The sequence below is a fragment of the Aliiroseovarius sp. B-4 genome (assembly GCF_056857795.1).
Genome location: NZ_JBSXNV010000030.1, coordinates 12,785 through 36,162, shown reverse-complemented (window position 1 = coordinate 36,162; position 23,378 = coordinate 12,785). Strand labels below are relative to the sequence as shown.

Annotated in this window: 29 protein-coding genes; 4 read left to right on the top strand and 25 right to left on the bottom strand. The window is 58.2% G+C overall.

The features are described 5' to 3' along the window. Nucleotides 1-5 precede the first annotated feature (5 nt). The gene (locus AC13C8_RS04415; protein WP_091431963.1) at nt 6-740 is read right to left on the bottom strand and encodes an SDR family NAD(P)-dependent oxidoreductase; all 735 of its coding nucleotides are present in this window, start codon (nt 738-740) and stop codon (nt 6-8) included. A 116-nt stretch (nt 741-856) separates the two neighbouring features. Between AC13C8_RS04415 and argB the strand changes: the two genes are divergently transcribed. The 4 genes from argB (at nt 857) to AC13C8_RS04395 (ending at nt 3,702) form a co-directional block, all read left to right on the top strand. Then, the gene (argB, locus tag AC13C8_RS04410; protein WP_482846493.1) at nt 857-1,717 is read left to right on the top strand and encodes an acetylglutamate kinase; all 861 of its coding nucleotides are present in this window, start codon (nt 857-859) and stop codon (nt 1,715-1,717) included. 67 nt (nt 1,718-1,784) lie between these two features. Further along, complete coding sequence (locus tag AC13C8_RS04405) at nt 1,785-2,579, top strand: sterol desaturase family protein (protein ID WP_482846492.1); 795 nt, start codon at nt 1,785-1,787, stop codon at nt 2,577-2,579. Continuing rightward, the gene (locus tag AC13C8_RS04400; protein WP_482846491.1) at nt 2,576-3,202 is read left to right on the top strand and encodes a ferredoxin; all 627 of its coding nucleotides are present in this window, start codon (nt 2,576-2,578) and stop codon (nt 3,200-3,202) included. The genes AC13C8_RS04405 and AC13C8_RS04400 overlap by 4 nt, the downstream gene beginning before the upstream one ends. After that, entirely contained in the window at nt 3,199-3,702 is a 504-nt protein-coding gene (locus AC13C8_RS04395; RefSeq protein WP_482846490.1) for a SixA phosphatase family protein, read from the top strand. The genes AC13C8_RS04400 and AC13C8_RS04395 overlap by 4 nt, the downstream gene beginning before the upstream one ends. 143 nt (nt 3,703-3,845) lie before the next feature. Here AC13C8_RS04395 and AC13C8_RS04390 read toward each other — a convergent pair whose 3' ends face one another. From AC13C8_RS04390 to rpsH, 24 genes are all read right to left on the bottom strand, one after another. Continuing rightward, entirely contained in the window at nt 3,846-4,631 is a 786-nt protein-coding gene (locus AC13C8_RS04390; RefSeq protein WP_091428201.1) for an amino acid ABC transporter ATP-binding protein, read from the bottom strand. A gap of 11 nt (nt 4,632-4,642) precedes the next feature. Then, nucleotides 4,643-6,121, bottom strand: coding sequence for an amino acid ABC transporter permease (locus AC13C8_RS04385; protein ID WP_482846489.1), 1,479 nt, complete (start codon nt 6,119-6,121; stop codon nt 4,643-4,645). Between the two features lies 1 nt (nt 6,122). After that, a complete protein-coding gene (locus tag AC13C8_RS04380; protein WP_091428198.1) occupies nt 6,123-7,385 on the bottom strand; it encodes an amino acid ABC transporter permease in 1,263 nt (420 codons plus the stop codon). A 121-nt stretch (nt 7,386-7,506) separates the two neighbouring features. Beyond that, nucleotides 7,507-8,526: an amino acid ABC transporter substrate-binding protein gene (locus AC13C8_RS04375; RefSeq protein WP_091428196.1), complete on the bottom strand. Its 1,020-nt coding sequence runs from the start codon at nt 8,524-8,526 to the stop codon at nt 7,507-7,509. 207 nt (nt 8,527-8,733) lie between these two features. Beyond that, nucleotides 8,734-9,450: an ATP12 family chaperone protein gene (locus AC13C8_RS04370; protein WP_482846488.1), complete on the bottom strand. Its 717-nt coding sequence runs from the start codon at nt 9,448-9,450 to the stop codon at nt 8,734-8,736. Beyond that, nucleotides 9,447-10,136: an HAD-IA family hydrolase gene (locus AC13C8_RS04365; protein ID WP_482846487.1), complete on the bottom strand. Its 690-nt coding sequence runs from the start codon at nt 10,134-10,136 to the stop codon at nt 9,447-9,449. Before AC13C8_RS04365 ends, AC13C8_RS04370 begins: the two co-directional genes overlap by 4 nt. Then, a complete protein-coding gene (locus AC13C8_RS04360; RefSeq protein ID WP_482846486.1) occupies nt 10,133-11,182 on the bottom strand; it encodes an RluA family pseudouridine synthase in 1,050 nt (349 codons plus the stop codon). Before AC13C8_RS04360 ends, AC13C8_RS04365 begins: the two co-directional genes overlap by 4 nt. Next, nucleotides 11,179-11,556 carry a fluoride efflux transporter CrcB gene (gene crcB, locus AC13C8_RS04355; protein ID WP_091431960.1) on the bottom strand — a complete coding sequence of 126 codons (378 nt, stop codon included), beginning with the start codon at nt 11,554-11,556 and terminating at the stop codon, nt 11,179-11,181. Before crcB ends, AC13C8_RS04360 begins: the two co-directional genes overlap by 4 nt. Before the next feature lie 78 nt (nt 11,557-11,634). Next, complete coding sequence (locus AC13C8_RS04350) at nt 11,635-12,957, bottom strand: replication-associated recombination protein A (RefSeq protein WP_482846485.1); 1,323 nt, start codon at nt 12,955-12,957, stop codon at nt 11,635-11,637. A 60-nt stretch (nt 12,958-13,017) separates the two neighbouring features. After that, complete coding sequence (locus tag AC13C8_RS04345) at nt 13,018-13,629, bottom strand: helix-turn-helix transcriptional regulator (protein ID WP_091428187.1); 612 nt, start codon at nt 13,627-13,629, stop codon at nt 13,018-13,020. Nucleotides 13,630-13,813: 184 nt separating this feature from the next. Next, nucleotides 13,814-14,242, bottom strand: a complete 429-nt coding sequence (gene rplQ / locus AC13C8_RS04340; protein WP_091428186.1) for a 50S ribosomal protein L17 — start codon at nt 14,240-14,242, stop codon at nt 13,814-13,816. A gap of 147 nt (nt 14,243-14,389) precedes the next feature. After that, nucleotides 14,390-15,406 carry a DNA-directed RNA polymerase subunit alpha gene (locus AC13C8_RS04335; RefSeq protein WP_091431958.1) on the bottom strand — a complete coding sequence of 339 codons (1,017 nt, stop codon included), beginning with the start codon at nt 15,404-15,406 and terminating at the stop codon, nt 14,390-14,392. Nucleotides 15,407-15,512: 106 nt separating this feature from the next. Beyond that, entirely contained in the window at nt 15,513-15,902 is a 390-nt protein-coding gene (gene rpsK / locus AC13C8_RS04330) for a 30S ribosomal protein S11 (protein WP_091428184.1), read from the bottom strand. 15 nt (nt 15,903-15,917) lie between these two features. Beyond that, entirely contained in the window at nt 15,918-16,286 is a 369-nt protein-coding gene (gene rpsM, locus AC13C8_RS04325; RefSeq protein ID WP_091428182.1) for a 30S ribosomal protein S13, read from the bottom strand. 248 nt (nt 16,287-16,534) lie between these two features. Continuing rightward, nucleotides 16,535-17,179, bottom strand: a complete 645-nt coding sequence (locus tag AC13C8_RS04320) for an adenylate kinase (RefSeq protein ID WP_091428180.1) — start codon at nt 17,177-17,179, stop codon at nt 16,535-16,537. Next, the gene (gene secY / locus AC13C8_RS04315) at nt 17,176-18,531 is read right to left on the bottom strand and encodes a preprotein translocase subunit SecY (RefSeq protein WP_091428178.1); all 1,356 of its coding nucleotides are present in this window, start codon (nt 18,529-18,531) and stop codon (nt 17,176-17,178) included. The genes AC13C8_RS04320 and secY overlap by 4 nt, the downstream gene beginning before the upstream one ends. Nucleotides 18,532-18,635: 104 nt before the next feature. Further along, nucleotides 18,636-19,106, bottom strand: a complete 471-nt coding sequence (gene rplO, locus AC13C8_RS04310) for a 50S ribosomal protein L15 (protein WP_091428176.1) — start codon at nt 19,104-19,106, stop codon at nt 18,636-18,638. Nucleotides 19,107-19,241: 135 nt separating this feature from the next. Then, nucleotides 19,242-20,078 carry a DMT family transporter gene (locus tag AC13C8_RS04305; RefSeq protein WP_482846484.1) on the bottom strand — a complete coding sequence of 279 codons (837 nt, stop codon included), beginning with the start codon at nt 20,076-20,078 and terminating at the stop codon, nt 19,242-19,244. Between the two features lie 130 nt (nt 20,079-20,208). Further along, nucleotides 20,209-20,352, bottom strand: a complete 144-nt coding sequence (locus AC13C8_RS04300; RefSeq protein ID WP_177179276.1) for a hypothetical protein — start codon at nt 20,350-20,352, stop codon at nt 20,209-20,211. Between the two features lie 830 nt (nt 20,353-21,182). After that, entirely contained in the window at nt 21,183-21,371 is a 189-nt protein-coding gene (gene rpmD, locus AC13C8_RS04295) for a 50S ribosomal protein L30 (RefSeq protein ID WP_247032933.1), read from the bottom strand. Between the two features lie 12 nt (nt 21,372-21,383). Then, the gene (gene rpsE / locus AC13C8_RS04290; protein WP_091428170.1) at nt 21,384-21,953 is read right to left on the bottom strand and encodes a 30S ribosomal protein S5; all 570 of its coding nucleotides are present in this window, start codon (nt 21,951-21,953) and stop codon (nt 21,384-21,386) included. A 105-nt stretch (nt 21,954-22,058) separates the two neighbouring features. Then, a complete protein-coding gene (rplR, locus tag AC13C8_RS04285; protein ID WP_091428169.1) occupies nt 22,059-22,418 on the bottom strand; it encodes a 50S ribosomal protein L18 in 360 nt (119 codons plus the stop codon). A gap of 11 nt (nt 22,419-22,429) precedes the next feature. Next, on the bottom strand, nt 22,430-22,963 hold the full coding sequence (gene rplF / locus AC13C8_RS04280) for a 50S ribosomal protein L6 (RefSeq protein WP_091428168.1): 534 nt from the start codon (nt 22,961-22,963) through the stop codon (nt 22,430-22,432). 12 nt (nt 22,964-22,975) lie between these two features. Beyond that, nucleotides 22,976-23,368: a 30S ribosomal protein S8 gene (gene rpsH, locus AC13C8_RS04275; RefSeq protein WP_091428166.1), complete on the bottom strand. Its 393-nt coding sequence runs from the start codon at nt 23,366-23,368 to the stop codon at nt 22,976-22,978. Nucleotides 23,369-23,378 lie beyond the last annotated feature (10 nt).

The following is a 23,378-nucleotide window of genomic DNA, read 5'->3' as shown; positions in this document are numbered from 1 at the left end:
TGCAATCAGACGTGTTGTGCGCCGTTCACTTCAATCTCGGTTCCCGAGATGTAAGAGCTGTCATCCGAACACAGGAAATAGATCGCGGCGGCGACTTCTTCCGGCTGGCCCAATCGCCGCATTGGCACCTTCTCGACAATCTTGTCGGTCCCAGGCGACAGGATCGAGGTTTCGACTTCACCCGGCGCAATGGCGTTCACACGCACTCCTAGCGGGCCGAAATCATGCGCCATTTCACGGGTCAGCGCGGCCAATGCGGCCTTCGATGTTGCATAGGCTGCACCCGCAAACGGATGAACGCGGACACCCGCGATTGATGTCACATTCACAACCGCACCCTTCGCGGCGGCCAGTTCATCCTTCAACCCTCGGGCCAGAACGACCGAGGCGAAGAAATTGACGTGAAACACCTTGCCCCAGTCCATCAGGTCTGTGTTCAAAGTGCTCAATCGCTCACCATCCGGTCCTTTCGGTGAAATGCCGGCATTGTTGACCAATGCATCCAACCGGCCGTCCAGCTTGTCCTGAATGACCCCGACCGCATTGATCGTGTCGGCGGGGTCGGACAAATCCAGTTGCACGTGATCTTCACCGGCCCCACCCCATGGGCATTCCTCGGGGATAGGGTGCCGCGAACAGGTGATCACCCGCCAGCCCTCCAGATTGAACCGACGCACGGTTGCGTGGCCAATGCCACGGCTGGCCCCCGTCAGCAAAAGGGTCTTTTGTCTATCAGCCATGATCAGGGTTCCCTCGGTCGGTTTCGCGGCAACCCTATCAGCACACCGGCCGCGCGCAATGGGACTTGGCATGGAGGAACCAAGGCTCTAACACGGTGGGGCACGAGGATATTGGAATGAAGACCCAAGATATGAACCGCGATTGGATCGCCACAGCGCGCACCCTGTCCCAAGCCCTGCCCTATTTGCAGCGCTATACCGGCGCAACCGTCGTTATCAAGTTTGGCGGCAATGCCATGGGCGATGACGAGGCGATGGCCAGCTTTGCGCGCGACATTGTCCTGATGCGTCAGGTGGGTGTAAAACCCGTGGTCGTGCATGGCGGCGGGCCGATGATCAACGCGATGCTGGATCGGTTGCAGATCAAAAGCGAGTTTGTGAACGGCAAGCGCGTGACGGATGCGGCCACAGTTGAGGTGGTCGAGATGGTTCTGTCCGGCGCGGTCAACAAGCGGATCGTGCAAGCCATCAACGCCGAGGGCGGCAAGGCTGTGGGCCTGTCCGGCAAAGATGCGGGACTTGTCACTTGCGATCAGACGAACCCGGATCTTGGATTCGTTGGAACACCCTCCGAAGTGGATGTGTCGATCCTGCATGATCTTGCCGCGGCAGAAACGATTCCGGTGATCGCCCCCCTGGGTGCTGGTCGGAATGGCGAGACTTACAACATAAACGGCGACACGATGGCCGGGGCGATTGCGGCTGGTCTGAAGGCGGATCGCCTGCTTCTTTTGACGGATGTCGAAGGTGTGAAGAACGCCGATGGCGCGGTTCTGACCCAACTGACGCCTGTGCAAATCCGCGACATGACTGCCTCTGGCGTGATTGCGGGCGGGATGATACCCAAGACCGAAACCGCGCTGGCCGCGATTGATGGCGGCGTAAGGGCGGTGGTTATCCTTGATGGTCGCGCGCCCAATGCCTGCTTGTTGGAGCTTTATACCGATCACGGTGCGGGGTCACTGATCCGCGCCTGATCGACGCAACACGCCATATCGCGCGAATTTGTCTTGCGCTTGGTGTGGCAGTCCATAAATTCACCCCATGGAATACGAACTCATTCTTCGGCTGGGCACCTTTCTTGGCCTGTTCGCACTGTTCGCGATTGTCGAGGCCAAGGTGCCGCGTCGCCCCCGCACACAGCCACGGCAGACGCGCTGGTTTACAAACCTGTCAATCATCGTGATCGACAGCCTGACCCTGCGCCTGATGGCACTGTTGATGCCATTGCTGGCGGTTGGCGCTGCGCTGGATGCGGAAGCACAGGGCTGGGGGGTCTTCAACACGGTAGATTTTCCCGCGTGGGTCGAGGTCATCGCGGCCATGCTGATCCTTGATCTGGCGATCTGGGCGCAACATGTCGTGTTTCACAAGGTGCCCGTCTTGTGGCGGATGCACCGAGTGCATCACGCCGACCGAGATTTTGATGTCACCACTGCACTCCGGTTTCATCCAGCCGAGATCGCAGCGTCCATGGTCATCAAGATCGGTATGGTTTACCTTCTGGGCGCACCAGCCCTGGGCGTGATCCTTTTCGAGGTCATTCTGAACGGTTCGGCCATGTTCAACCACACCAATATGCGATTGCCGCTGGGTCTTGATCGGTGGCTCCGGTTGGTATTGGTGACGCCAGACATGCATCGCGTTCACCATTCCATTCACAGAGATGAAACAGACAGTAACTATGGCTTCTGCTTGTCGATTTGGGATCGTATGTTCAAGACATACACAGATCAACCCCGGGATGGGCATGATGACATGGTGATTGGGCTGGAATGGCAAGACGACAATCCATCAAAACTGGGCTGGAGCCTGCTGCTGCCGTTTCGCCGCAAGTGACCCTAGTCGATCTGACGCATGAAGCACGCACCCTTCAGTTGGATGTTTTCGGGGCACTGCATGATGGACCGGACACGATAGTTCTGCTGGGTCCACTTGAGCCGGGGTTCTGGGCTCGATTCACCGAAAGTGCCGAATATGCCGACGGTTTGCCCGACCCGATGGATCGTTGGTCGAAATGCGCGATCACTGATTTGGCCAACCGTTGGGCAGGACAGGCAATCTTTCCATCTGACGGGCCACCCTATCCGCCATTTTTTGACTGGGCCTTGCGATCTGGTCGGGCGTGGCAATCGCCGGTAACACTGTTGGTTCATGACACCGCCGGTCTGTGGGTCAGCTATCGCGGCGCGATCAGACTGACCGGTCACATGGACCTTCAGACCGCTGCTACCTGTCCCTGCAATGACTGCCCGGCCCCGTGCCGCAGCGCTTGCCCGGTTGGCGCGTTGGGATCAAATGGATACGATATCACCACATGCCTTGCCCATCTGAACGGCGACGACAGCACTGATTGCATGGGGTCGGGATGCGCCGCGCGCCGTGCTTGCCCCGTCAGCCAAAACTATGGCAGGTTGGCCGCTCAGTCTGCATTTCACATGAAAGCGTTTAACCCAACATGACATTGACCCTGATCCTGACCCGACATGCTAAATCCAGCTGGGGTGACGCTGATCTGGATGATCATTCCCGACCGTTGAACAAGCGCGGGCGCGCCTCGGCCAAGGCCATCGGGCGCTGGCTGGCGGCGCAGGGGTATGTGCCTGACACGGTTCTGTGCTCGGACGCCGCGCGCACGCGTGAAACATGGGCGCTGATCGCGGACAAGTTCATCAAAGCCCCCAAGGCGACCTATTCCCGCGCGCTGTATCTTGCAAACCCAGAGACGATGCTAATCGCGCTCAAATCGGCCGAGACGGACACGGTGATGATCGTCGCCCACAACCCTGGCTCTGCTTTCATGGCCAGACGGCTGGCTATCACACGTCATCCCCACCCAAAGTTTCAACACTACCCAACAGCTGCAACGTCTGTGATAGAATTTGATGTGGACAAATGGACGGAAGTGGATTGGGGAACCGGGCGGGTCGTTGATTTTGTCATCCCGCGCGAGCTGATCTGAGGCGATGATTTGAAAAAGGGGCGCTGCCCCTCGCGGCGTTGCCGCTCACCCCGGGATATTTTTGGCCAGAAGAAACGGCCGGCCGCAGACGTAAAGACCCCGCACGGGACGGTGCGGGGTTTCTTGGTTGACGGGTGTGCAGATCAGAGAATCTGGCTGAGGAACAGTTTGGTCCGTTCGTTCTGTGGGTTGTTGAAGAATTCGTTGGGTTCGTTCTGTTCCACAATCTGACCGGCATCCATGAAGATCACGCGGTTGGCGACCTCTTTCGCGAAGCCCATTTCGTGGGTCACGCAGAGCATGGTCATGCCTTCCTCGGCTAGTTCAACCATGGTTTCCAGCACTTCCTTGATCATCTCAGGATCAAGCGCCGAGGTCGGTTCGTCAAACAGCATGATCCGCGGCATCATGCAGAGCGAGCGGGCGATGGCCACCCGCTGTTGCTGGCCCCCCGACAACATGCCCGGATATTTGTGGGCCTGTTCGGGGATCTTGACCTTCTCAAGGAAGTGCATCGCGACTTCTTCGGCCTCTTTCTTGGGCGTCTTGCGCACCCAGATCGGCGCCAGCGTGCAGTTTTCCAGGATGGTCAGGTGCGGGAACAGGTTGAAGTGCTGAAACACCATCCCCACTTCCGATCGCACCTTGTCGACGTTTTTCAGATCCGAGGTCAGCTCGGTCCCATCCACGATGATCTTACCTTCCTGATGTTCCTCAAGCCGGTTGATGCATCGGATCAGTGTCGATTTACCCGAACCAGACGGCCCGGCGATAACGATTCGTTCGCCCTGATAGACAGTCAGGTCGATGTCGCGCAGCACGTGGAAGGATCCGTACCACTTGTTCATGCCACTGATTTCGATGGCAACCTCGTCCGACACTTCCATCTTGGAACGATCGGCATGGGTTTCGAGAGTAATAGAAGACATAAGTCTCTCCTTTAACGGTGGTCCGTGCGAAGTCGGCGTTCGAGATACATCGAATAGCGCGACATCGAGAAACAGAAGATGAAGAACATGAATGCGATGAAGCCGTAAAGCTCCCATACCACTCCGTTCCAGTCCTGGTCTGCACGGATAGCATTTGACAGTCCCAACGGATCAAGCAGGCCGATGATTGACACCAGCACCGTGTCTTTGAACACGCCGATAAATGTCGACACGATCCCGGGGATCGAGATCTTCAGGGCTTGCGGCATGATGATCAGGCGTTGCGCTTTCCAGTAATCAAGCCCAAGCGCGTCTGCGGCCTCGTATTGGCCCTTGGGAAGGGCTGCGAGCCCGCCCCGAACCACTTCGGCCATATAGGCCGCGGCGAAGAGCGTCACCATGATCAACACCCGGAGGATGATATCGAAGTTAGTGCCGGGTGGCAGGAAGATGTTCAACAGCGTGGACGCCACGAACAACAACGTGATCAGCGGCACACCGCGAATGAACTCGATAAAGCCGACGCAGAGCGCCTTGACGATCATCAAATCCGACTGACGGCCCAAGGCCAAGACGATGCCGATGGGCAGCGAGCAGGCAATGGCAACGACGCCGATGGTGATCGACAGCATGAAGCCCCCGAAGTTACGGCTTTCAACAGCCTCAAGCCCGATGGGAATGATGCTTTGCACAAGATCTGCGAACCCAACCGTGAAGACCATCCACCAGGCCAGCGCCGCCAAGACCGCGATGATCAACCCAGCCAAAGTGCCTGTGATGGGCGCGAGAAAGCGAAACGCAAAGTAGCCGACCACAAAGCCCAAAGCCGCACCAATTGGCAACCAGATCGACCCGCCCCAGAGCAGCCAAGGCGCGATGAAGGGGAAGATCGCCGAGAAGATCAGCGGATTGGGAAGGCGCTTTGCGCCTGACGCAATTTGGGCGGCACGATCCTCTTTCGTGGTCGAAAATGCCTGGAAGCCGATGTAACCAGCCGCGCCCAACAATGCCAATCCAAGGATGATCCCCAGCACGCCGGCCAGATAAAGCGCGGCCAGTCCAAGCACCGCGAGAAGCAGCACCCAGTTCATCCGACGCGAGATCATGTTGAACAGCACCGGGATCAGCGCCACAAACAGCAGCGCGAAGGCTACGACTGGCCGCCAGCGTTCTGCTTCAGGATAGAAGCCGAAAAGAAGTTGCACCCAGCGTTCCCGGATCACCCCCCAGCAGGCCGAACTATGGCCGCCATCGGCGCCAAAAATCTCGCGGCATTCGTTCAGGGACGCGCTGTTCCATGTTGGTGCAAACACCCATGGGATCAGAAACGACAGAACCGACCACAGAAAGACAAGCGCCAGAATGGTCAGGATCGAGTTGCCGATCCCGTTGAACAAATTGACGCGTGCCCAGCCCACGACGCCAATCTGCGATGCAGGCGGGGCGCGTTCGGGCAACATTTCTGAGCGGACATAAGATAGATCAGACATATCAGCGCTCCCTCAGCTTCACGGATTCGTTGTACCAGTTCATCACCGCCGAGATCGTCAGCGAGATCGTCAGATACACCAGCATGAGCAGCAGAACCGTCTCGAGCTCGCGACCTGTCTGGTTCATTGTGATGCCACCCAAGGTGCCCGTGATGTCCATGTAGCCCACGGCAATCGCCAGCGAGCTGTTTTTTGTAAGGTTCAAATAGTTCGAAATCAGCGGCGGAATGATCACCCGCAGAGCCTGCGGCAGGACCACAAGGCTCATGGTGCGGTTTGCGCGAAGTCCCAGCGCGCTGGCGGCTTCGGTCTGACCTTTGGAAACGGCCAGAATTCCTGCGCGCACGATTTCGGCGATAAAGGCCCCGGTATAAAGCGATAGCGCGAGCCATAGGGCGATCAACGAATTGCGAAGATGGGTGCCGCCCTGGAAGTTGAAACCCTTCAGGGCGGGATAGCCGAGATAGAACCCCAGGACCATCAGGACCAACAGAAACGGCACGACGATGGCGCCCAGACGCCAATGCCATGTGCGGGGGCGCACGCCCGTGGCCTCTTGAACGACGTCTGCCCGGCGTTTGATCAGCACCGAGGTCAAAATGCCCGCAATCAGCACGGCCAGCAGAGCGAGCAGGTCAAGGCTGACATCGAAACGAAGGCTGGAAGTGCCGAGAAGATGAACGTCACCCAAGCTGCGCGAAAACAGCGGTTCGGGAATGTATATCCCGCGGTTTGTGACCGCCACGCTATCCCCCAGGGACATGGTCGCCTCGCCTTTGCGGAAGGCACTGGGTTGCGGAAGGGTTTCGATCAGAACCGCCATGATGAACACGATCCACAGCAGGACCGGCACATTGCGGAAACCTTCCACATAGACGGCGGACAGCCGCGACACGATCCAGTTTGGCGACAGGCGCAGAACACCGATGATCACTCCGATCACGGTGGCGGCAATACAACCCATCACAGCAACGAGAAGTGTGTTCAGAAGTCCCATAAGCGATGCGCGCAAATGGGTGTCTTGTGAATCATAATCCAGAAGACGTTGGTTGATGTCGTAACCCGCAGGTTCCATCATGAAGCTGAAACTGGGTTCTTTCCCAAGATCGGCAAGGTTTTGGGCGGTGTTCGACAGCAGCCAGCCGATAAGCATCAGAAAGCCGATCAAAGCGACAATCTGGATGGTCATCGAGCGATACCGGCTGTCATACAACAGCATGGATAGCCGGAACTGGCCCTGATGAGGGTCGGTTATAGTTGTCATTGATGACGTCCCCGTTGCCCTTGGCTTTGTTTGTTTAACTGCGGATCGAGCCGCGGTGCCAAGGTGCGTTCATATAGAAACGAAAAGGGCGTGGAAGCTCCACGCCCTTTCCCAGGATGTTTTAGCGGAAGGGCGGCGAGTAGATCAGACCGCCATCTTTCCACTGAGCGTTCAGGCCACGGGCCAAAGCGATCGGGGTGCTTTCGCCGATGTTCTTGGCAAACAACTCGCCATAGTTGCCGCCTGCCATGATGGCGCGCTTGGCCCAGTCCGCATCAAGGCCGAGCATTTCGCCCAGGTTGCCCTCGGTGCCCAGCATACGGTTGATTTCCGGGTTGTCGCCCGCTGCCGCCGACAGTTCACCGATATTGGTCGACGTGATGCCCAGCTCTTCTGCCGAGATCAGCGCGTTCAGCGTCCAGCGGACGATGTCGCCCCACTCGTTATCGCCGTGACGGACCAGCGGACCCAGCGGCTCTTTCGAGATGATTTCCGGCAGAACAACGTGTGCCGACGGGTCTTCAAAAGTGGCGCGCGTCGCGGCCAGACCCGAAGCGTCGGTGGTATAGGTGTCACACGCACCAGCAAGATACTGTTGCTGACCTTCAGCGTTGGTTTCGATCGGCACGGGTTCATAGCTGATGTTGTTTGCGCGGAAGAAATCCGCCAGGTTCAGCTCGGTGGTGGTGCCAGTCTGGATACAGACGGTTGCACCGTCCAGATCCTTGGCAGAGCTTACACCCATCTCTTTCGAGACAAGGAAACCCTGGCCGTCATAGTAGTTCACGCCAACGAAGTCGAACTTCAGGTCGACGTCGCGCGACAGCGTCCAGGTCGTGTTACGTGCCAGCAGATCGACCTCACCCGAAGCCAGAGCGGTGAAGCGCGTCTTACCCGTGGTCGGAACAAACTCGACCGCGTTTGCGTCACCCAGCACAGCAGCAGCCACAGCGCGGCAGATACCGACGTCGAAACCTTCCCACTTGCCGTTTGCGTCCGGTGCGGCGAAGCCGACAAGACCGGTGGTCACACCACAGTTCAGCTTGCCACGCGCCTTGACATCATCAAGGGTCGCAGCTGCCGAAGCGCCAGCAGCCAAGCTGGCGACAGTCAGTGCGCCAAGAAAAACGGTTTTTTTCATGTTTACCTCTTCCTGATAGTTGCCCGTTGTTTCGGGCTATTGCGCAGCCATATTGGCCACATCCATGTCTGCGAAAGGACAGACCCCTCTCAACATGGGTAGGAGTTTGAAAGAATTGATCAGTTATCGTCAAGGGCAACATCGCGAATTGCGATGCTTAACCTAGAGGAAAGCAAGAATATTATCGAGGCTAACGTATTGGTTGCGTTATGTTTCGCGGCGGCTGGCGTGGAAGAACCACGCCGCGTTCACAATGTCGATACGTTTTTTCTCTGCAAGTTCCGAGGCTTCTTCGTCAACACCCCATTGTTCCTCTTGCCAGGACTCATCCAGCCGGGACAGTTCCCATGCCTCGTTCACAGATAACCTTTCGGAGGTAACGGCTAGCGCCAATACTAGTGATCCGCTGATCGCCACCAGGTCGTGGAAGCCCGCCAGCTCGAAATCCGACAGTGCATGCACTTGTTTCGTGAGCCGGGCCAACGCATCACCATCCTGTGGTTGGTGCATGATTCCCGATACGGGACGCAACCGCGCATCCAACGCATCCGCCGCCCAGTCCAGCAGCGGGTCCCAGAGTTCCGACTGACGGGCCACCAATTCTTCGGGATGGGTGGCGCGATAGCACAGAAGGTCGCTGTCACCAAAGGCGGCCAACATGTCAGCCACCTCTGTGAATTGGTGCGCGACTTTGTCCAATGCCGAATTTGCGGTGCGGGTGACGGGCATGGTGGCAGGATCAATTTTATCAACCTGCGCGTCCCATTCCTTGGCAATTGCCCCGGCCAACGCCAAAGTTGGCACGCGCAGAGGTTTCTTGGCGGGCGTCTTGATGGGGCGACCATCCAGTTCGACCGAATACCCACCCTCGGTTTCAACGACCTGCGCCTGCTTCCAAAAACGTTTTGCCGCCCAGTCGCTCATGCTTGTCCCCAAAGTTCGTCCAAGGCTGCTGTCAGATCCGCATAGGTATCAACCAACAGATCGGCGCCGGCTGCAATCAACCCTTCCCGCGAGTGATACCCCCAGGTGACACCGATGGTGCGATAGCCCGCAGCGCGGCCCATTTCCATATCGAAGCTCGTGTCGCCGATCATCACAGCCTGCGCGACTTCGGCACCGGTTTCGGCCAGCGCCGCATGCAACATGGAGGGGTGAGGCTTCGACGGATGGTTGTCAGCCGTTTGGCTGGTCGCGAAAAAGCGCCGCAGGTCATGCGCGTCATAGGCATGTTCAAGCCCACGCCGCGCCTTGCCGGTTGCCACGCCCAGCAACACCTCGTCCCGCCTGTGCAGATGCTCCAGCGCCACCCGCGCGCCCGGATACATTGGAGCGGATGCCTCGCCCCCTTTTTCCGCGCGCAACTGGATAAACATGTCCTTGTATTGGTGTGACGCCTCGGCGACTTCAGGCGCGCTCAAGCCCGGCACAAGACGCTGGATAGCGTCATGCAGCGACAGCCCCACAATCGACAGCACCTCGTTCCGCGTGGGCAGGGGTACACCCATCGCTCCAAACGCGCGGTTCATCGCTTCGACGATAAAATCCTGACTGTCGATCAGCGTGCCATCGACATCGAACACAGCCAATCGCAACGGCGCATCCCTCATTCCAAATCCTCGAACGGGTCGGCGGACACGTCGCCATCCTGCCAGCCCATATAGTCCCACGTCCGCTGCATATGTTCGGGCAGCGGCGCGGTGATCGTTACCTGTTTCTTTGTCACCGGGTGCGTGAACGTGATCGAGCGGGCGTGCAGATGCAGTTTCTTCGATAACTCGCCGCCCAATTGCGCGCCCCACCCGTCGCCCAGGTTTTCCTGGCTTGACCCACCGTATTTCCCGTCACCGGCAATCGGATGACCAAGCTCGGCCATATGGGCGCGAAGCTGGTGGGTTCGGCCCGTCACCGGCACCAGCGCCACCCACGCCGCACGGCTGGCCAACGTTGTCAGCACCGCATAATCGGTGGTCGCTCGCTTGGCACCGGGTGTTTCGTCCACATGCCGCGGATGCACGCAGATCATCTTTTCCGCTTCACCTTTGCCGCCATGGCCCGGTGCTTTGACCAGCCCCCAACGCAACGTGCCCCAACGTGGTTGCGGGACGCCGGCCACCAAGGCCCAATAGATCTTGCGGGTATCGCGCGCTCGGAACGCCTGTGTCAGCTCAGCGGCCATCTTCTGGCTGCGCGCCAACAGCAGAACGCCTGACGTGTCCTTGTCGAGCCTGTGCAGAAGCCGCGGCTTATCCTCGCGACCGAATTTCAACGCCTCGGCAAGCCCGTCCACATGGCGGGACTGTTTGCTGCCACCCTGACTCGGAAGTCCCGGCGGCTTGTTCAGCGCAATGATATGGTCGTCACGATACAGCACACAGGACCTGATCAACTTTGCATCGGCATCGGACACGCGCGGCTGGGGTTTCGGACGGTCCTGTCCGCCTTCCGGCACCGGCAACGGGGGCACCCGCACTTCGTCGCCCGGTGCGATACGGGTCGAGGTTTTGACCTTCGCACCATTCACGCGAAATTCGCCCTTGCGACATCCCTTCTCGATCCGCCCCTGCCCGACATGCGGAAACATTCGCTTGACCCAGCGATCCAGCCGTTGTTCAGGCTCGTCCGGGCCGATTGTGATAACTTGAACGCCGCTCATGTCAGCACCATTCGTGCGACAAGCAGACCAGCGACGAGACCCGCCAGCGACAGCACTACGGACCCGACCACATAGCCGCTGGCAGCCACGACTTGCCCCCGCTCATACAGCGTGACCGCATCCAGTGAAAACGCAGAGAATGTGGTGAACCCGCCCAACAGCCCCGTCATCAGGAAAGGTGCTGCCGCCTGACCGCCTTTGCGGGCAAGTGCCACCACCAGAACGCCCATCAGGAACGAACCGAGGATATTCACGACCAGTGTGCCAGCCGGAAAACCATGGCCCAGCCATCGCGTGACCGCGTTGCCGGTCAGATACCGGGCCGAGGCACCGATTGCGCCACCAAGGGCAACTTGAAACAGGGGTGTCATCATGCGGTCTGACTGAGGCCACAGGCCGCGCTTGTCAAGCATCTGGGTGGACTTTGCGACCCTCTGACCGTGATGGACGACTTAATCGACCCGCTTGGATCGAAGCCGTGCGAAATAGTCGACACGTTTCTTCAATTCACGTTCAAACCCCCGCTCAACCGGCACGTAATAGATGCCCCGCTTGACCCCGTCGGGGAAATAGTTCTGCCCCGAAAACCCGTCTGGTGCATCGTGGTCATAGGCATATCCGGCGCCATAGCCCTGCTCCTCCATCAATTGCGTCGGGGCATTCAGGATATGCTTGGGTGGTGGTTCGGACCCGGTTTTCTTCGCCGCAGCCATCGCCGTTTTGTAAGCCACATAGGCTGCATTGGATTTCGGAGCCAATGCCAGATAGGTCACCGCCTGTGCCAGCGCCAATTCGCCTTCGGGACTGCCCAGCCGCTCATACGTCTCCCACGCGTCCAGACAGACGCGATGGGCTTGCGGATCGGCCAGCCCGATGTCCTCCACCGCCATGCGGGTGACGCGTCGGGCAAGGTAACGGGGGTCTTCGCCACCCGTCAGCATTCGCGCCAGCCAGTAAAGCGCAGCGTCCGGGTCCGATCCGCGTACCGATTTGTGCAGGGCCGAGATCAGGTTGTAATGCTCATCCCCAGATCTGTCATAAATCGCTGCACGCTTCATCAACCGGGTGGACAACCCGTCAACGTCCAGCTTGACGTCGATCTTCCACGCAAAAATCTGCTCGATCAGGTTCAGCAGCGCGCGCCCGTCCCCGTCAGCCATTTCAAGCAATGCCTCGCGTGCCTCGCCGGTCAGCGGCAAGGGGCGGTCCAGCTCCTTCTCGGCCCGCTGGGCAAGCCGTTCCAGATCGGCCAGCGTCAGGCGGGTCAGCACCAGCACTTGCGATCGTGACAACACAGCGGCGTTCAGTTCGAAGGATGGATTTTCAGTGGTTGCCCCAACCAGAAGGATGGTGCCGTCTTCCATATGTGGCAGGAACCCGTCCTGTTGCGCCTTGTTGAAGCGGTGGATTTCATCCACGAACAGCAGAGTGCCCTGACCATTTGATCGCCTGTGGCGTGCCGCTTCAAAGACCTTGCGAAGCTCGGGCACACCAGTGAAAATTGCGCTGATCTGAACGAAATGAAGATCGGTTTCCTGCGCCAGAAGACGCGCAACGGTGGTTTTGCCAACGCCAGGCGGACCCCAGAAGATCAGCGACCCAAGGCTTCCGGCTGCGAGCATCGTGCCAAGCGGTGCATCTGGCCCAAGTACCTGTTCCTGCCCGATAACCTCGGACAACGATTGCGGCCTGAGCCGGTCGGCCAAGGGGCGCGGGGCGTCTTTTCCACCCTCAGGCGTCTTGGACGCGGGATCATTATCGAACAGGTCAGCCATGATCCAAACCTAGGGGTGCATCGGGGTCGTTGAAAGGTGAAAATGACCCGGCGGGTCAAGCTATAGAAGGTTGTATTCTTGCGCGCGCTGGATTGCTTCGGCGGTGGTGCGAACAAACAGCTTTTCGCGCGCGCTGCGCAACCGGGCCTTCAGCGCACTTTCCGAGATGCCCAAAAGGGCTGCCGCCTCGGCATGTCGGCTGCCTTTGGCGATCAGTCGCAATGCCATCCGCTGCGCTGAAGTCAGTTGTTCTGGCGGCGTCGACTTCTCGTGCAATTCGACTACCAGATTGTGGATAATCTCGATCTCGGCGTCCGTGAATTCTCGATCATCACGCGCGAAACCACCAATTGTGCGCGATGCCGTCGACCCATGCGACACCGCCACGCCGTATTTCAAACCAAAACCGGCAGCTTGTGACAGGATTCCATGCGGGTCAGGCAGGTCCAACGCGCTCCACCGGATGGTGCCTTCGTTGCCAAAACCCCAGAACACCATCGGGTCCGCCAACATATACCCTTTCTCGGTGTAAAGTTGGCTCCAGCGCGGGTCGTATGTCTGAATCATAATATGCGCCGACGCGTACCGAATGTGCAGCCCCAGCGCATAGCCCTTGGGTGCCAAGTCCGACAACTTGGCCAGCCCTTGATCAAGGCCAAAATCTTCGACCATCGTTCGTATCCCCAATCCCCACACCTATCCTTTTAGACAGTTGCACAGGAGTCAAACAACCTAAAATTGTTTCCGCTGTTTTTCTTTCCGTTAGATTAGGTTTCAAGCAAAATATGCGTCATCCGCATACAAAAACCCCGCGCAAACAGCGCGGGGTTTCCGAAATCCCAGTTGGGCGCGATCTTTATTCGTCGGTCGCGTCAGCAGCTTCTTCTGCTTCCAGACGTGCGCGGTCGGCAGCGCCTTTGGCATCTGCGTCGCGGTCAACAAACTCGATGATTGCCATCGGTGCCATGTCACCATAGCGGAAGCCAGCTTTCAGAACGCGGACATAGCCACCTTGGCGCTCAGCAAAGCGCGGGCCCAGAACGTCGAACAGTTTTGCGACATGCTGATCTTGCTTCAGACGCGACGCAGCCTGACGGCGAGCGTGAACGTCACCGCGTTTTGCCAGCGTGATCATCTTCTCGATGATCGGGCGCAGTTCTTTGGCTTTCGGCAGGGTTGTTTTGATCTGTTCGTGTTCGATCAGCGAACCAGCCATGTTGGCGAACATCGCCTTGCGGTGTTCATGGGTGCGATTCAGGCGGCGGTAACCACGAGCGTGACGCATTTTCTTAATCCTTCTTTGGTGCTCTTGAACGAGCGGTGCTTTGTCCGAGAACCGATGCGTGTCGGTCCCTCTCCTTGGGGCAGGATTGCCCGGATGTTCCCTGCTATTGCAGGCATTAAGGGGCCACCAAGGCAGCCCCTGATTTCTTTAGAACTGGTCTTCGAATTTCTTGGCCAGTTCTTCGATGTTCTCAGGCGGCCATTCTTCGACATCCATGCCGAGGTGCAGACCCATGCCCGAAAGCACTTCCTTGATCTCGTTCAGCGACTTGCGGCCGAAGTTCGGGGTGCGCAGCATCTCGGCTTCGGTCTTCTGGATCAGATCGCCAATATACACGATATTGTCGTTCTTCAGGCAATTTGCCGAACGGACGGACAGCTCCAGCTCGTCCACTTTCTTCAGCAGAAGCGGGTTGAACTCGAGCCCATCGTCTTCGTCCTGGCGGCCAGCCGCTTCCGGCTCGTCGAAGTTCACGAAGATCGACAGCTGGTCCTGTACAATGCGTGCGGCGAAGGCCACGGCATCTTCCGGGGTAACAGACCCATCGGTTTCCAGTTTCAGGGTCAGCTTGTCATAGTCCAGCACTTGGCCTTCGCGGGTCGGTTGAACGTCATAGCTGACCTTCTTGACCGGCGAATAGATCGCATCGACCGGGATCAGGCCGATCGGCGCATCTTCCGGCTTGTTCTTATCCGACGCGACATAGCCTTTGCCAGTGTTGACGGTCAGTTCCATGAACAGGTCCGCCCCGTCGTCAAGGTGACAGATCACATGATCCTTGTTCAGGATCTCGATACCAGCAGTTTCCGAGATATCGCCAGCGGTTACAACCATCGGACCTTTGGCCGAAATCGACAGGCGCTTGGGCCCTTCGACTTCCATGTTGATCGCGACACCTTTGAGGTTCAGAACGATGTCGGTGACATCTTCACGCACACCTGCGACCGAGCTGAATTCATGCAACACATTGTCGATCTGCACCGATGTGATGGCGGCACCTTGCAGGCTGCTCATCAGCACCCGCCGCAGGGCATTGCCCAATGTCAAACCAAAACCGCGCTCAAGCGGCTCGGCCACAACAGTTGCCTGACGCGCAGGGTCGTTGCCCGGCTTTACGTCCAACTGTGTCGGCTTGATCAATTCGGCCCAATTTTTATGGATCATGCGTCCCTCCATACCAGTCCTGTCCCCATGTCCAAAGGGCAGGACGCCCGAGGTTAAAATGACGGAAACCGGGCCGCGACAACCGCAGCCCGGCGAAATAATCTGATTACACGCGGCGGCGTTTCGGCGGGCGGCAACCGTTATGGGCAATCGGCGTCACGTCACGGATCGACGTGATGTTGAAACCGACAGCAGCCAAAGCACGCAGAGCCGATTCACGGCCCGAACCGGGGCCTTGCACTTCGACTTCCAGCGTTTTGACGCCATGTTCCTGCGCCTTCTTGCCAGCATCTTCAGCCGCCATCTGGGCAGCGTAAGGTGTCGATTTACGCGACCCTTTGAAGCCCATGGTGCCAGCCGACGACCACGAAATGGCGTTGCCTTGAACGTCCGAAATCAGGATCTTGGTGTTGTTGAACGAAGAGTTCACGTGAGCAACACCGGATGCGATGTTCTTACGCTCTTTACGCTTTGTACGAATTTTATCGCGAGCCATTGGTCAAACCCTCCCTTATTTCTTCTTACCGGCAATGGCCTTTGCGGGGCCTTTGCGGGTACGAGCGTTGGTGTGTGTACGCTGACCGCGCACAGGGAGGTTGCGGCGATGGCGCAGACCGCGATAGGCCCCCAGATCCATCAGACGCTTGATGTTCATCTGCACTTCTCGACGCAGATCACCTTCGACGGTATAGGTCGCGTCGATGTGCTCGCGGATGGCCAGAACTTCGGCATCCGACAGCTCGTTCACACGGCGGGTCGGATCGATTTTCACAGCTTCGCAGATGGCTTTGGCCGAAGTGTGACCAATTCCGGTGATATATGTCAGGGCGATCGGGACCCGTTTGTGGGTCGGGATGTTTACGCCGGCGATACGTGCCACGTGTCACTTTCCTTTTCGTTGCGGTTCCGTAATGCCGGAACCTTTTTTCACAACGGAAGCCCGCCGGATTATTCCTGCGGGCCGCGCTGAATTTCTGATCTGGTGGGATAGGGGAGCGACCCCGAATACACACCGATTCCCGTTAGGGATGGGGTGACTTAGATGGGATTGAGGAGGGCGTCAACCCGTCTTTGTTCATAGGTCGAAATATCCGAGCCATTCACATGAATTCGGACCAACTGTGCGACTCAGGCGTCCAACACATTCGCGATCGCTGCCTTCACCTCGGCTATTTCGCCCAGCCCGTCCACCGACCGCAGATCACCCTTGGCGTGGTAATATCCAATCAACGGCGAGGTCTTCTTGTAATACTCCATCAACCGGGTGCGCAGGCTTTCTTCATTGTCATCTGCACGGCGCTTGAACTCGGTGCCGCCGCAGTTCGAACATTTTCCATCCGCCGGTATCGGCTTCGAGATGTCGTTATAGCCTTCACCACAGTTGCCACAGGTTGAGCGCGCAGTGATGCGCGCCACCAGCGCCTCGTCATCCACGCGCATTTCAATCACAGCATCCAGCTTGGCATTGTGTTTGGCCAACAGGTCGCCCAACGCATCCGCTTGCGCCAGCGTCCGGGGGAAGCCGTCGAAAATGAAGCCACCGCCGTGCTCGCCTTCAAGCTTTTCTTCGATCAGGCCAATGACGATCTCATCCGTGACAAGCTCGCCCGCGTCCATGATCGCGGCCACTTTCTTGCCCATGTCGGTGCCCGACGCTTTTGCTTCGCGCAGCATGTCACCGGTCGACAGCTGGATCATGCCACGCTCGTCTTCCAAAATGCGGGCTTGCGTGCCTTTTCCGGCACCGGGCGGTCCAAGCAGAATGATATTCATCGACGCGACGGAGCTTTTTTCGAGCGTTTCTTGCCGCGAAGCTGCGACTTCTCGATCAGGCCTTCATACTGATGCGCCAGAAGATGCGATTGAACCTGTTGGATCGTATCCATTGTCACCGACACAACGATCAGAACCGAGGTGCCGCCAAAATAGAACGGAATGGCCAACTGGCTGCGCAGGATTTCCGGCAGCAGGCTGACCGCGGCCAGATAGCTCGATCCCACAACCAACAGACGCACGACGACATAATCCAGATACTCGGCGGTTTTCTTGCCGGGGCGGATACCGGGCACAAAGCCGTTCTGGCTTTTCAGGTTGTCGGCGACCTCATCCGTCTTGAACGCCACCTCGCGGGTGTAGAAGAAGGTAAAGAACACGATCATGGCCGTGAAGAACAGCAGATAGAGTGGTTGACCCGGCCCGAAATAAGCCAAGACAACCGACATAACCGGCCCCGCCTGCCCCGACGAGAAGGTCGAGATCGTGGTCGGCAGCAACAGCAGAGCGGATGCAAAGATCGCCGGGATCACGCCCGCGGGGTTCACTTTGATCGGCAAGTGCGACGACCCACCGTCATAGACCTTCATGCCCACCTGACGGCGCGGATATTGAATATGGATCTTGCGCAGCGCGCGTTCCATGAACACGACAAAGCCAATCACGGCCACAACCATCACCAGCACACCGATGATCACTGCGGGGCTGATCGCGCCAGACCGGCCAGAGGCAAGGAATTGCGCCAAGGCTGCCGGGATTTCGGCGACGATGCCGACGAAGATGATCAGCGAGATGCCGTTGCCGATGCCGCGTGCGGTGATTTGTTCGCCCAGCCACATCAGGAACATGGTGCCACCGACAAGGGTGATCACGCAGGCGGCAATGAAGAACCCACCGGGGTTGGTGACAAGATCACCGGCTTGCAGACTGTTTGCCAAGGCAAAGGCCTGGCCAGTGGCCAGCAGAACCGTGCCGTAACGGGTGTATTGGTTGATCTTCTTGCGGCCTTGCTCGCCTTCCTTCTTCAGCTGCTTCAGGGGTTCCCACATGGAAGACAGAAGCTGCACGATGATCGAGGCCGAGATATAGGGCATAATCCCAAGGGCGAACACGCCCATTCGGCTGAGCGCACCGCCGGTGAACATGCCAAGCACGCCCGCAATGCCGGACTGCGCCTGGTCCATGAACTCGCGCAGGGCCGCGCCATCAATCCCCGGAATGGGGATATAGGTGCCAAGGCGGTAAATGATCAGAAGCCCGATCGTGAAGAATATCCGCTGACGCAGCTCGGTCGCCTTGCCAAAGGCGCCCCAGCTCATGTTTGCGGCCATTTGTTCTGCTGCAGATGCCATAAGGCCCCCTCGTCAAGTAAAACACCGCCGGACCGTTCCCGGCTCCGGCGGCGCTTGAAAACATAGCAAGATATGTAAGGGGCAGCGTCGCCCCTCACAAGGTCTTATTCAGCGTCGGCCTTCGCCGCGACGATCAATTTACCGCCAGCTTTTTCGACAGCTTCGACAGCTGACTTCGACGCGCCGGTGACGTTAATCGTGGCTTTGGTGGTCAGTTCGCCCTTTGCCAGAACGCGTACACCGTCCAGCTTGCGACGCACCAGACCCGAAGCAACCAGAGTGTCCTCGGTGATGTCTTTGGCGTCCAGCTTTTTCTCGTCGATGAATTTCTGGATCAGACCCAGGTTGATCACAGCGAACTTTTTACGGTTCGGCTTGTTAAATCCACGCTTGGGCAGACGTTGGTAAAGCGGCATTTGCCCGCCTTCGTAGCCATTGATGGCCACACCCGAACGCGACTTCTGACCTTTGATACCACGGCCGGCAGTTTTACCCATGCCAGAGCCGGGGCCACGGCCAACGCGTTTGCGGGGTTTGGTTGCGCCAGGATTGTCGCGCAGTTCATTCAATTTCATTTCGCTTCTCCTTGCCGGAACTGACCCACGAAGCGGAAGGGGCCAAACACGGCTTTTCTTGGTTTTGATTCTGTGGCGCATCACGCCACCGGGGGCGTATAGACCCTTGCCGCCTGCCGTGCAAGTGCGGCGTTCCTATCTGCGGGGCAGAAGGCCGACGGCGATGCCACCCAAAACCAATACCGATGCCACGACGGCGCGCAGTGTCAGCACATCGCCCAGCAGAACCACGCCCGCCAGCATGGCGATAACGGGCACGGACAGTTGCGCCAACGCCCCGGTGCTGGCGCCCAGAGAAGGCAGCACACGATACCACAGCGCATATCCCAACCCCGATGTCACCGCGCCGGATGCGATCGCAAGGGAAACGCCGGTTGTCGTGAAGACCTCGTCCGTCACAAACAAGACAGTCGCAAGCGCGACAAATGGGGTGGCATAGATGAAATTCCACGCTGTTGACGCCAGCGGCGCAACCGCCCTGCGCCCAATCAACGAATAAATGCCCCATCCCACAGCGGCCACCGCCATCAGGCCAAGCGCCAGGGGATCGAACAACTGCACCTGTCCCGGCCAGACCAGATAGGTCAATCCACCGAGCGATACGACCATTCCGCCCCAACGTCGCGCTGGAAAGCGGTCGCCGCCAAAGATGGCGCCGACAAACATGGTGATCTGAACGCCCGCGAACAGGACAAGCGCACCCAGCCCTGCGTCCATCGCCACATAGGCAAACGAAAACCCGACGAGATAGGCCACCAGCGCAATCATCGCGCCCCAATCCGGCGCGGGCCGCGGAGGTGCTTTGCGACCCTTGGCCCAAAGCAGCCCCCACAACATGATCGCCCCGGCGATCACCCGGATCAAAGCAAACCCGGCAGGCCCGATATGCTCGCCCGCCAATCCCGCCCGGTTCAGAATCGAATTGGCCGCGAAAGCCGTCATGGTCAGCACTGTCAGCAGGAAAAGTTGCACATCCGTGTTCCGTCGTGAGAGGTCCAGCTTTACCCTTGGACCGCCTGCGCTGCCAATCTTTATGCACGGCCTGAGAAAAGACAAAACCCCGGCGGGTGGCCGGGGTTCGTCAGGCAATGCGCAAGCTGACTTACTTGTTGCAGCTGCGCAGATACTCGGTCCAGGTCGGAACAGTGTCCGAGGTCAGGAAGCGATGAGCCGCGGTTTGGGCGGCGATGATCACCTCGGCGATGGCATTTGCCAACGGGGCGACAGGGATAACAAGGGCGTTCATGTTTTTGGTCCTAAACGGGGGGTGATGTGTTAGCGCCCTGATAGGAGGGGCGCGGGTCGAGGACCACAGTTGAATCCGAAAGGCCGGGTTGCGGGGAGTGCATGGGTTGAGTTGTCGAGAATGCACAATAGAGGACGGCGCCTGACCCTGGGTGGGCGAGAAGCGCCCTGTCACGCCATAGACGTGCCTTTGGCACGACGGGGAGGGTCGCGCGCTGCCCGGCATTGCCGGGCGTTTTACGTACTAACAGACCGCCTGAGCCCGAAAATGCATCCAGCCGGTTGCTCGCATTAGTCGCGCCTACGCCACGCCTTAATTACACCAGAAAGGTTTTGGAGTGCCGATGACGGGCGAAACAGAAAAATGACGACAGCAAGTGCAAGCAGGAATGCCCCAACACCGTTTCCACCTGCGATGCCAAATGTCAGCTCTGCGTTCGCTATGAGCTGCAACATCTTATCTGTTATTGAGGTAGGTGGTTCTGGTGTCATGACACACTCCCGGCTATCGTGTGTCACCCCGTGCGGGGTAATATCGCACCAGTAAGCCCTAGCAGGTCAACAAAAACCTTGCGGGTATCCACAACTCATTTGTGCAGAAGCTGCCTTCTAGCCAAAATACCGTATTTATACAAAGACGTAGCACGCATTGAGCGAGCATCGTATATATCCCTAGGCATGCGCAGTTAAACCTAGAAGCAAAAACACCCCAGCCATTTCTGACGGGGGTGCTTCAAATCTTCAAGAGGCGGTCTAAGCCGGGGCTCCGCCCGTTCGAACCTCAATCGTTCCACTGGAACGATTGCCGGGTCAGAAGACCCGGACCGGTTCTCACCCTTTCTCTTCGATGATCTCAACCATGTGCGAGATCGACGAGACCATGCCGCGCACGGCAGGGGTGTCTTCGAGTTCGCGAGTTTTGTGCATCTTGTTCAGACCCAGACCGATCAGCGTTTGGCGCTGTTTGGCGGGGCGGCGGATCGGGGAACCGATCTGCTTGACGACGATGGTTTTAGCCATGGATCAGTCTCCTTACGCGTCTGCAGCTTCGGCGTCTGCCGGAGCTTCAGATTTAGCGCCCAGAATGTCGGCGACTTTCTTGCCGCGACGTTGGGCGATCATGCGGGGGCTGGCTTCTTTTTGCAGCCCGTCGATGGTGGCGCGGATCATGTTGTATGGGTTCTGCGAACCGATCGACTTCGACACAACGTCTTTGATGCCCAGCATTTCGAACACGGCACGCATCGGACCACCGGCAATAATACCAGTACCTTCAGGTGCTGTGCGCATGACCACTTTACCAGCGCCATGACGACCTTCGATGTCGTGGTGCAGGGTGCGGCCTTCGCGCAGCGGCACGCGGATCATTTGACGCTTGGCTTGCTCGGTGGCTTTGCGAATGGCCTCGGGGACCTCTTTCGCTTTACCTTTACCGAAGCCGACACGGCCTTTTTGGTCGCCAACAACGACAAGGGCTGCGAAGCCAAAGCGCTTACCACCCTTAACGGTTTTCGACACGCGGTTGATCGCAACCAGACGATCGGCAAATTCCGGGGTTTCGTCGCGGTCGCGACGGTTCCGGCGGTTTTCACGTTCTGCCATCAGAACATCCTTTCATGGTGGCGATATATACGCCGCTATACTCAATCCAGGTGGGCACGATGCCCCCGGATCATCGGAGGGGCGTTTCCGCCCCCCACAGGTTTCTTAGAACTTCAAACCACCTTCACGCGCAGCGTCGGCCAGAGCCTTCACTTTGCCGTGGTACAGGAAGCCGCCGCGATCGAAATAGCATTCTTCGACGCCGGCTTTCTTGGCGCGTTCGGCAATCGCAGCACCCACTTTCGCGGCTGCGTCGATGTTGTTCTTGCCAACCACGCCCAGATCCTTCTCGAGAGAAGAAGCCGAAGCCAGGGTGACGCCATTCACATCGTCGATCAGCTGTGCGCTGATGTTCTTGTTCGAGCGGTGCACCGACAGGCGCATCTTGCCCACGTTGTGCTTGCGCAGGCTGTTCCGGACGCGCAGGCGGCGCTTGAGGAACAGGGTCCGTTTGCTGTTTGCCATCTGTCTGGTCCTTACTTCTTCTTACCTTCCTTGCGGAAGATATACTCGTCTTTGTATTTGATACCTTTGCCTTTATATGGCTCGGGTTTCCGCCACGCGCGGATGTTGGCCGCGACTTGGCCGACGAGTTGTGGATCGATGCCTTCAACGACGATTTCGGTCTGCTTCGGAGCGGTCACGGTGACGCCCTCCGGTGCAACGTAATCGACGTCATGCGACAGGCCGAGGTTCAGTTTCAGGACATTGCCCTGCATCTGAGCACGATAACCAACACCGTTGATTTCCAGCTCTTTCTTGAAGCCGTCGGTGACACCAGTCACCATGTTGGCAACCATCGTGCGGCTCATGCCCCACTGCTGACGGGCGCGCTTGGACTTGCCACGCGGCTCGACGTTAAGCTGGTTGTCCTCAACGGTGATGGTGACATCATCGGTTGCGGTGAAGCTCAGGACGCCTTTCGGGCCTTTCACTTCGACGGTCTGACCAGACTGCGTGACGGATACGCCAGCAGGCAGTTCGACCGGTTTTTTACCAATACGAGACATTCGAGAGCCTCCTTAGAAGACGGTGCAAAGCACTTCGCCACCAACATTCTGGTTGCGAGCGTTTGCATCGGACATGACGCCTTTGGGGGTCGAGACAATCGAAACGCCAAGGCCCTGACGGACCTGCGCAATGTCTTTCACGCCCATATAGACGCGACGGCCAGGGGTCGAAACCCGCTTGAGTTCGCGGATAACCGGAACACCGTCGTAGTATTTGAGACTGATTTCGAGGGTGGGGTGCCCACGCTCGTCAGTGCCTTTTTCGTAGCCGCGGATATAGCCCTCATCAAGAAGGACGTCCAAAACCCACGCACGCAGCTTGGAAGCCGGTGTCGAAACAACAGACTTGCCGCGCATTTGCGAGTTGCGGATACGGGTGAGCATATCGCCGATAGGATCGTTCATATCTGTCTCT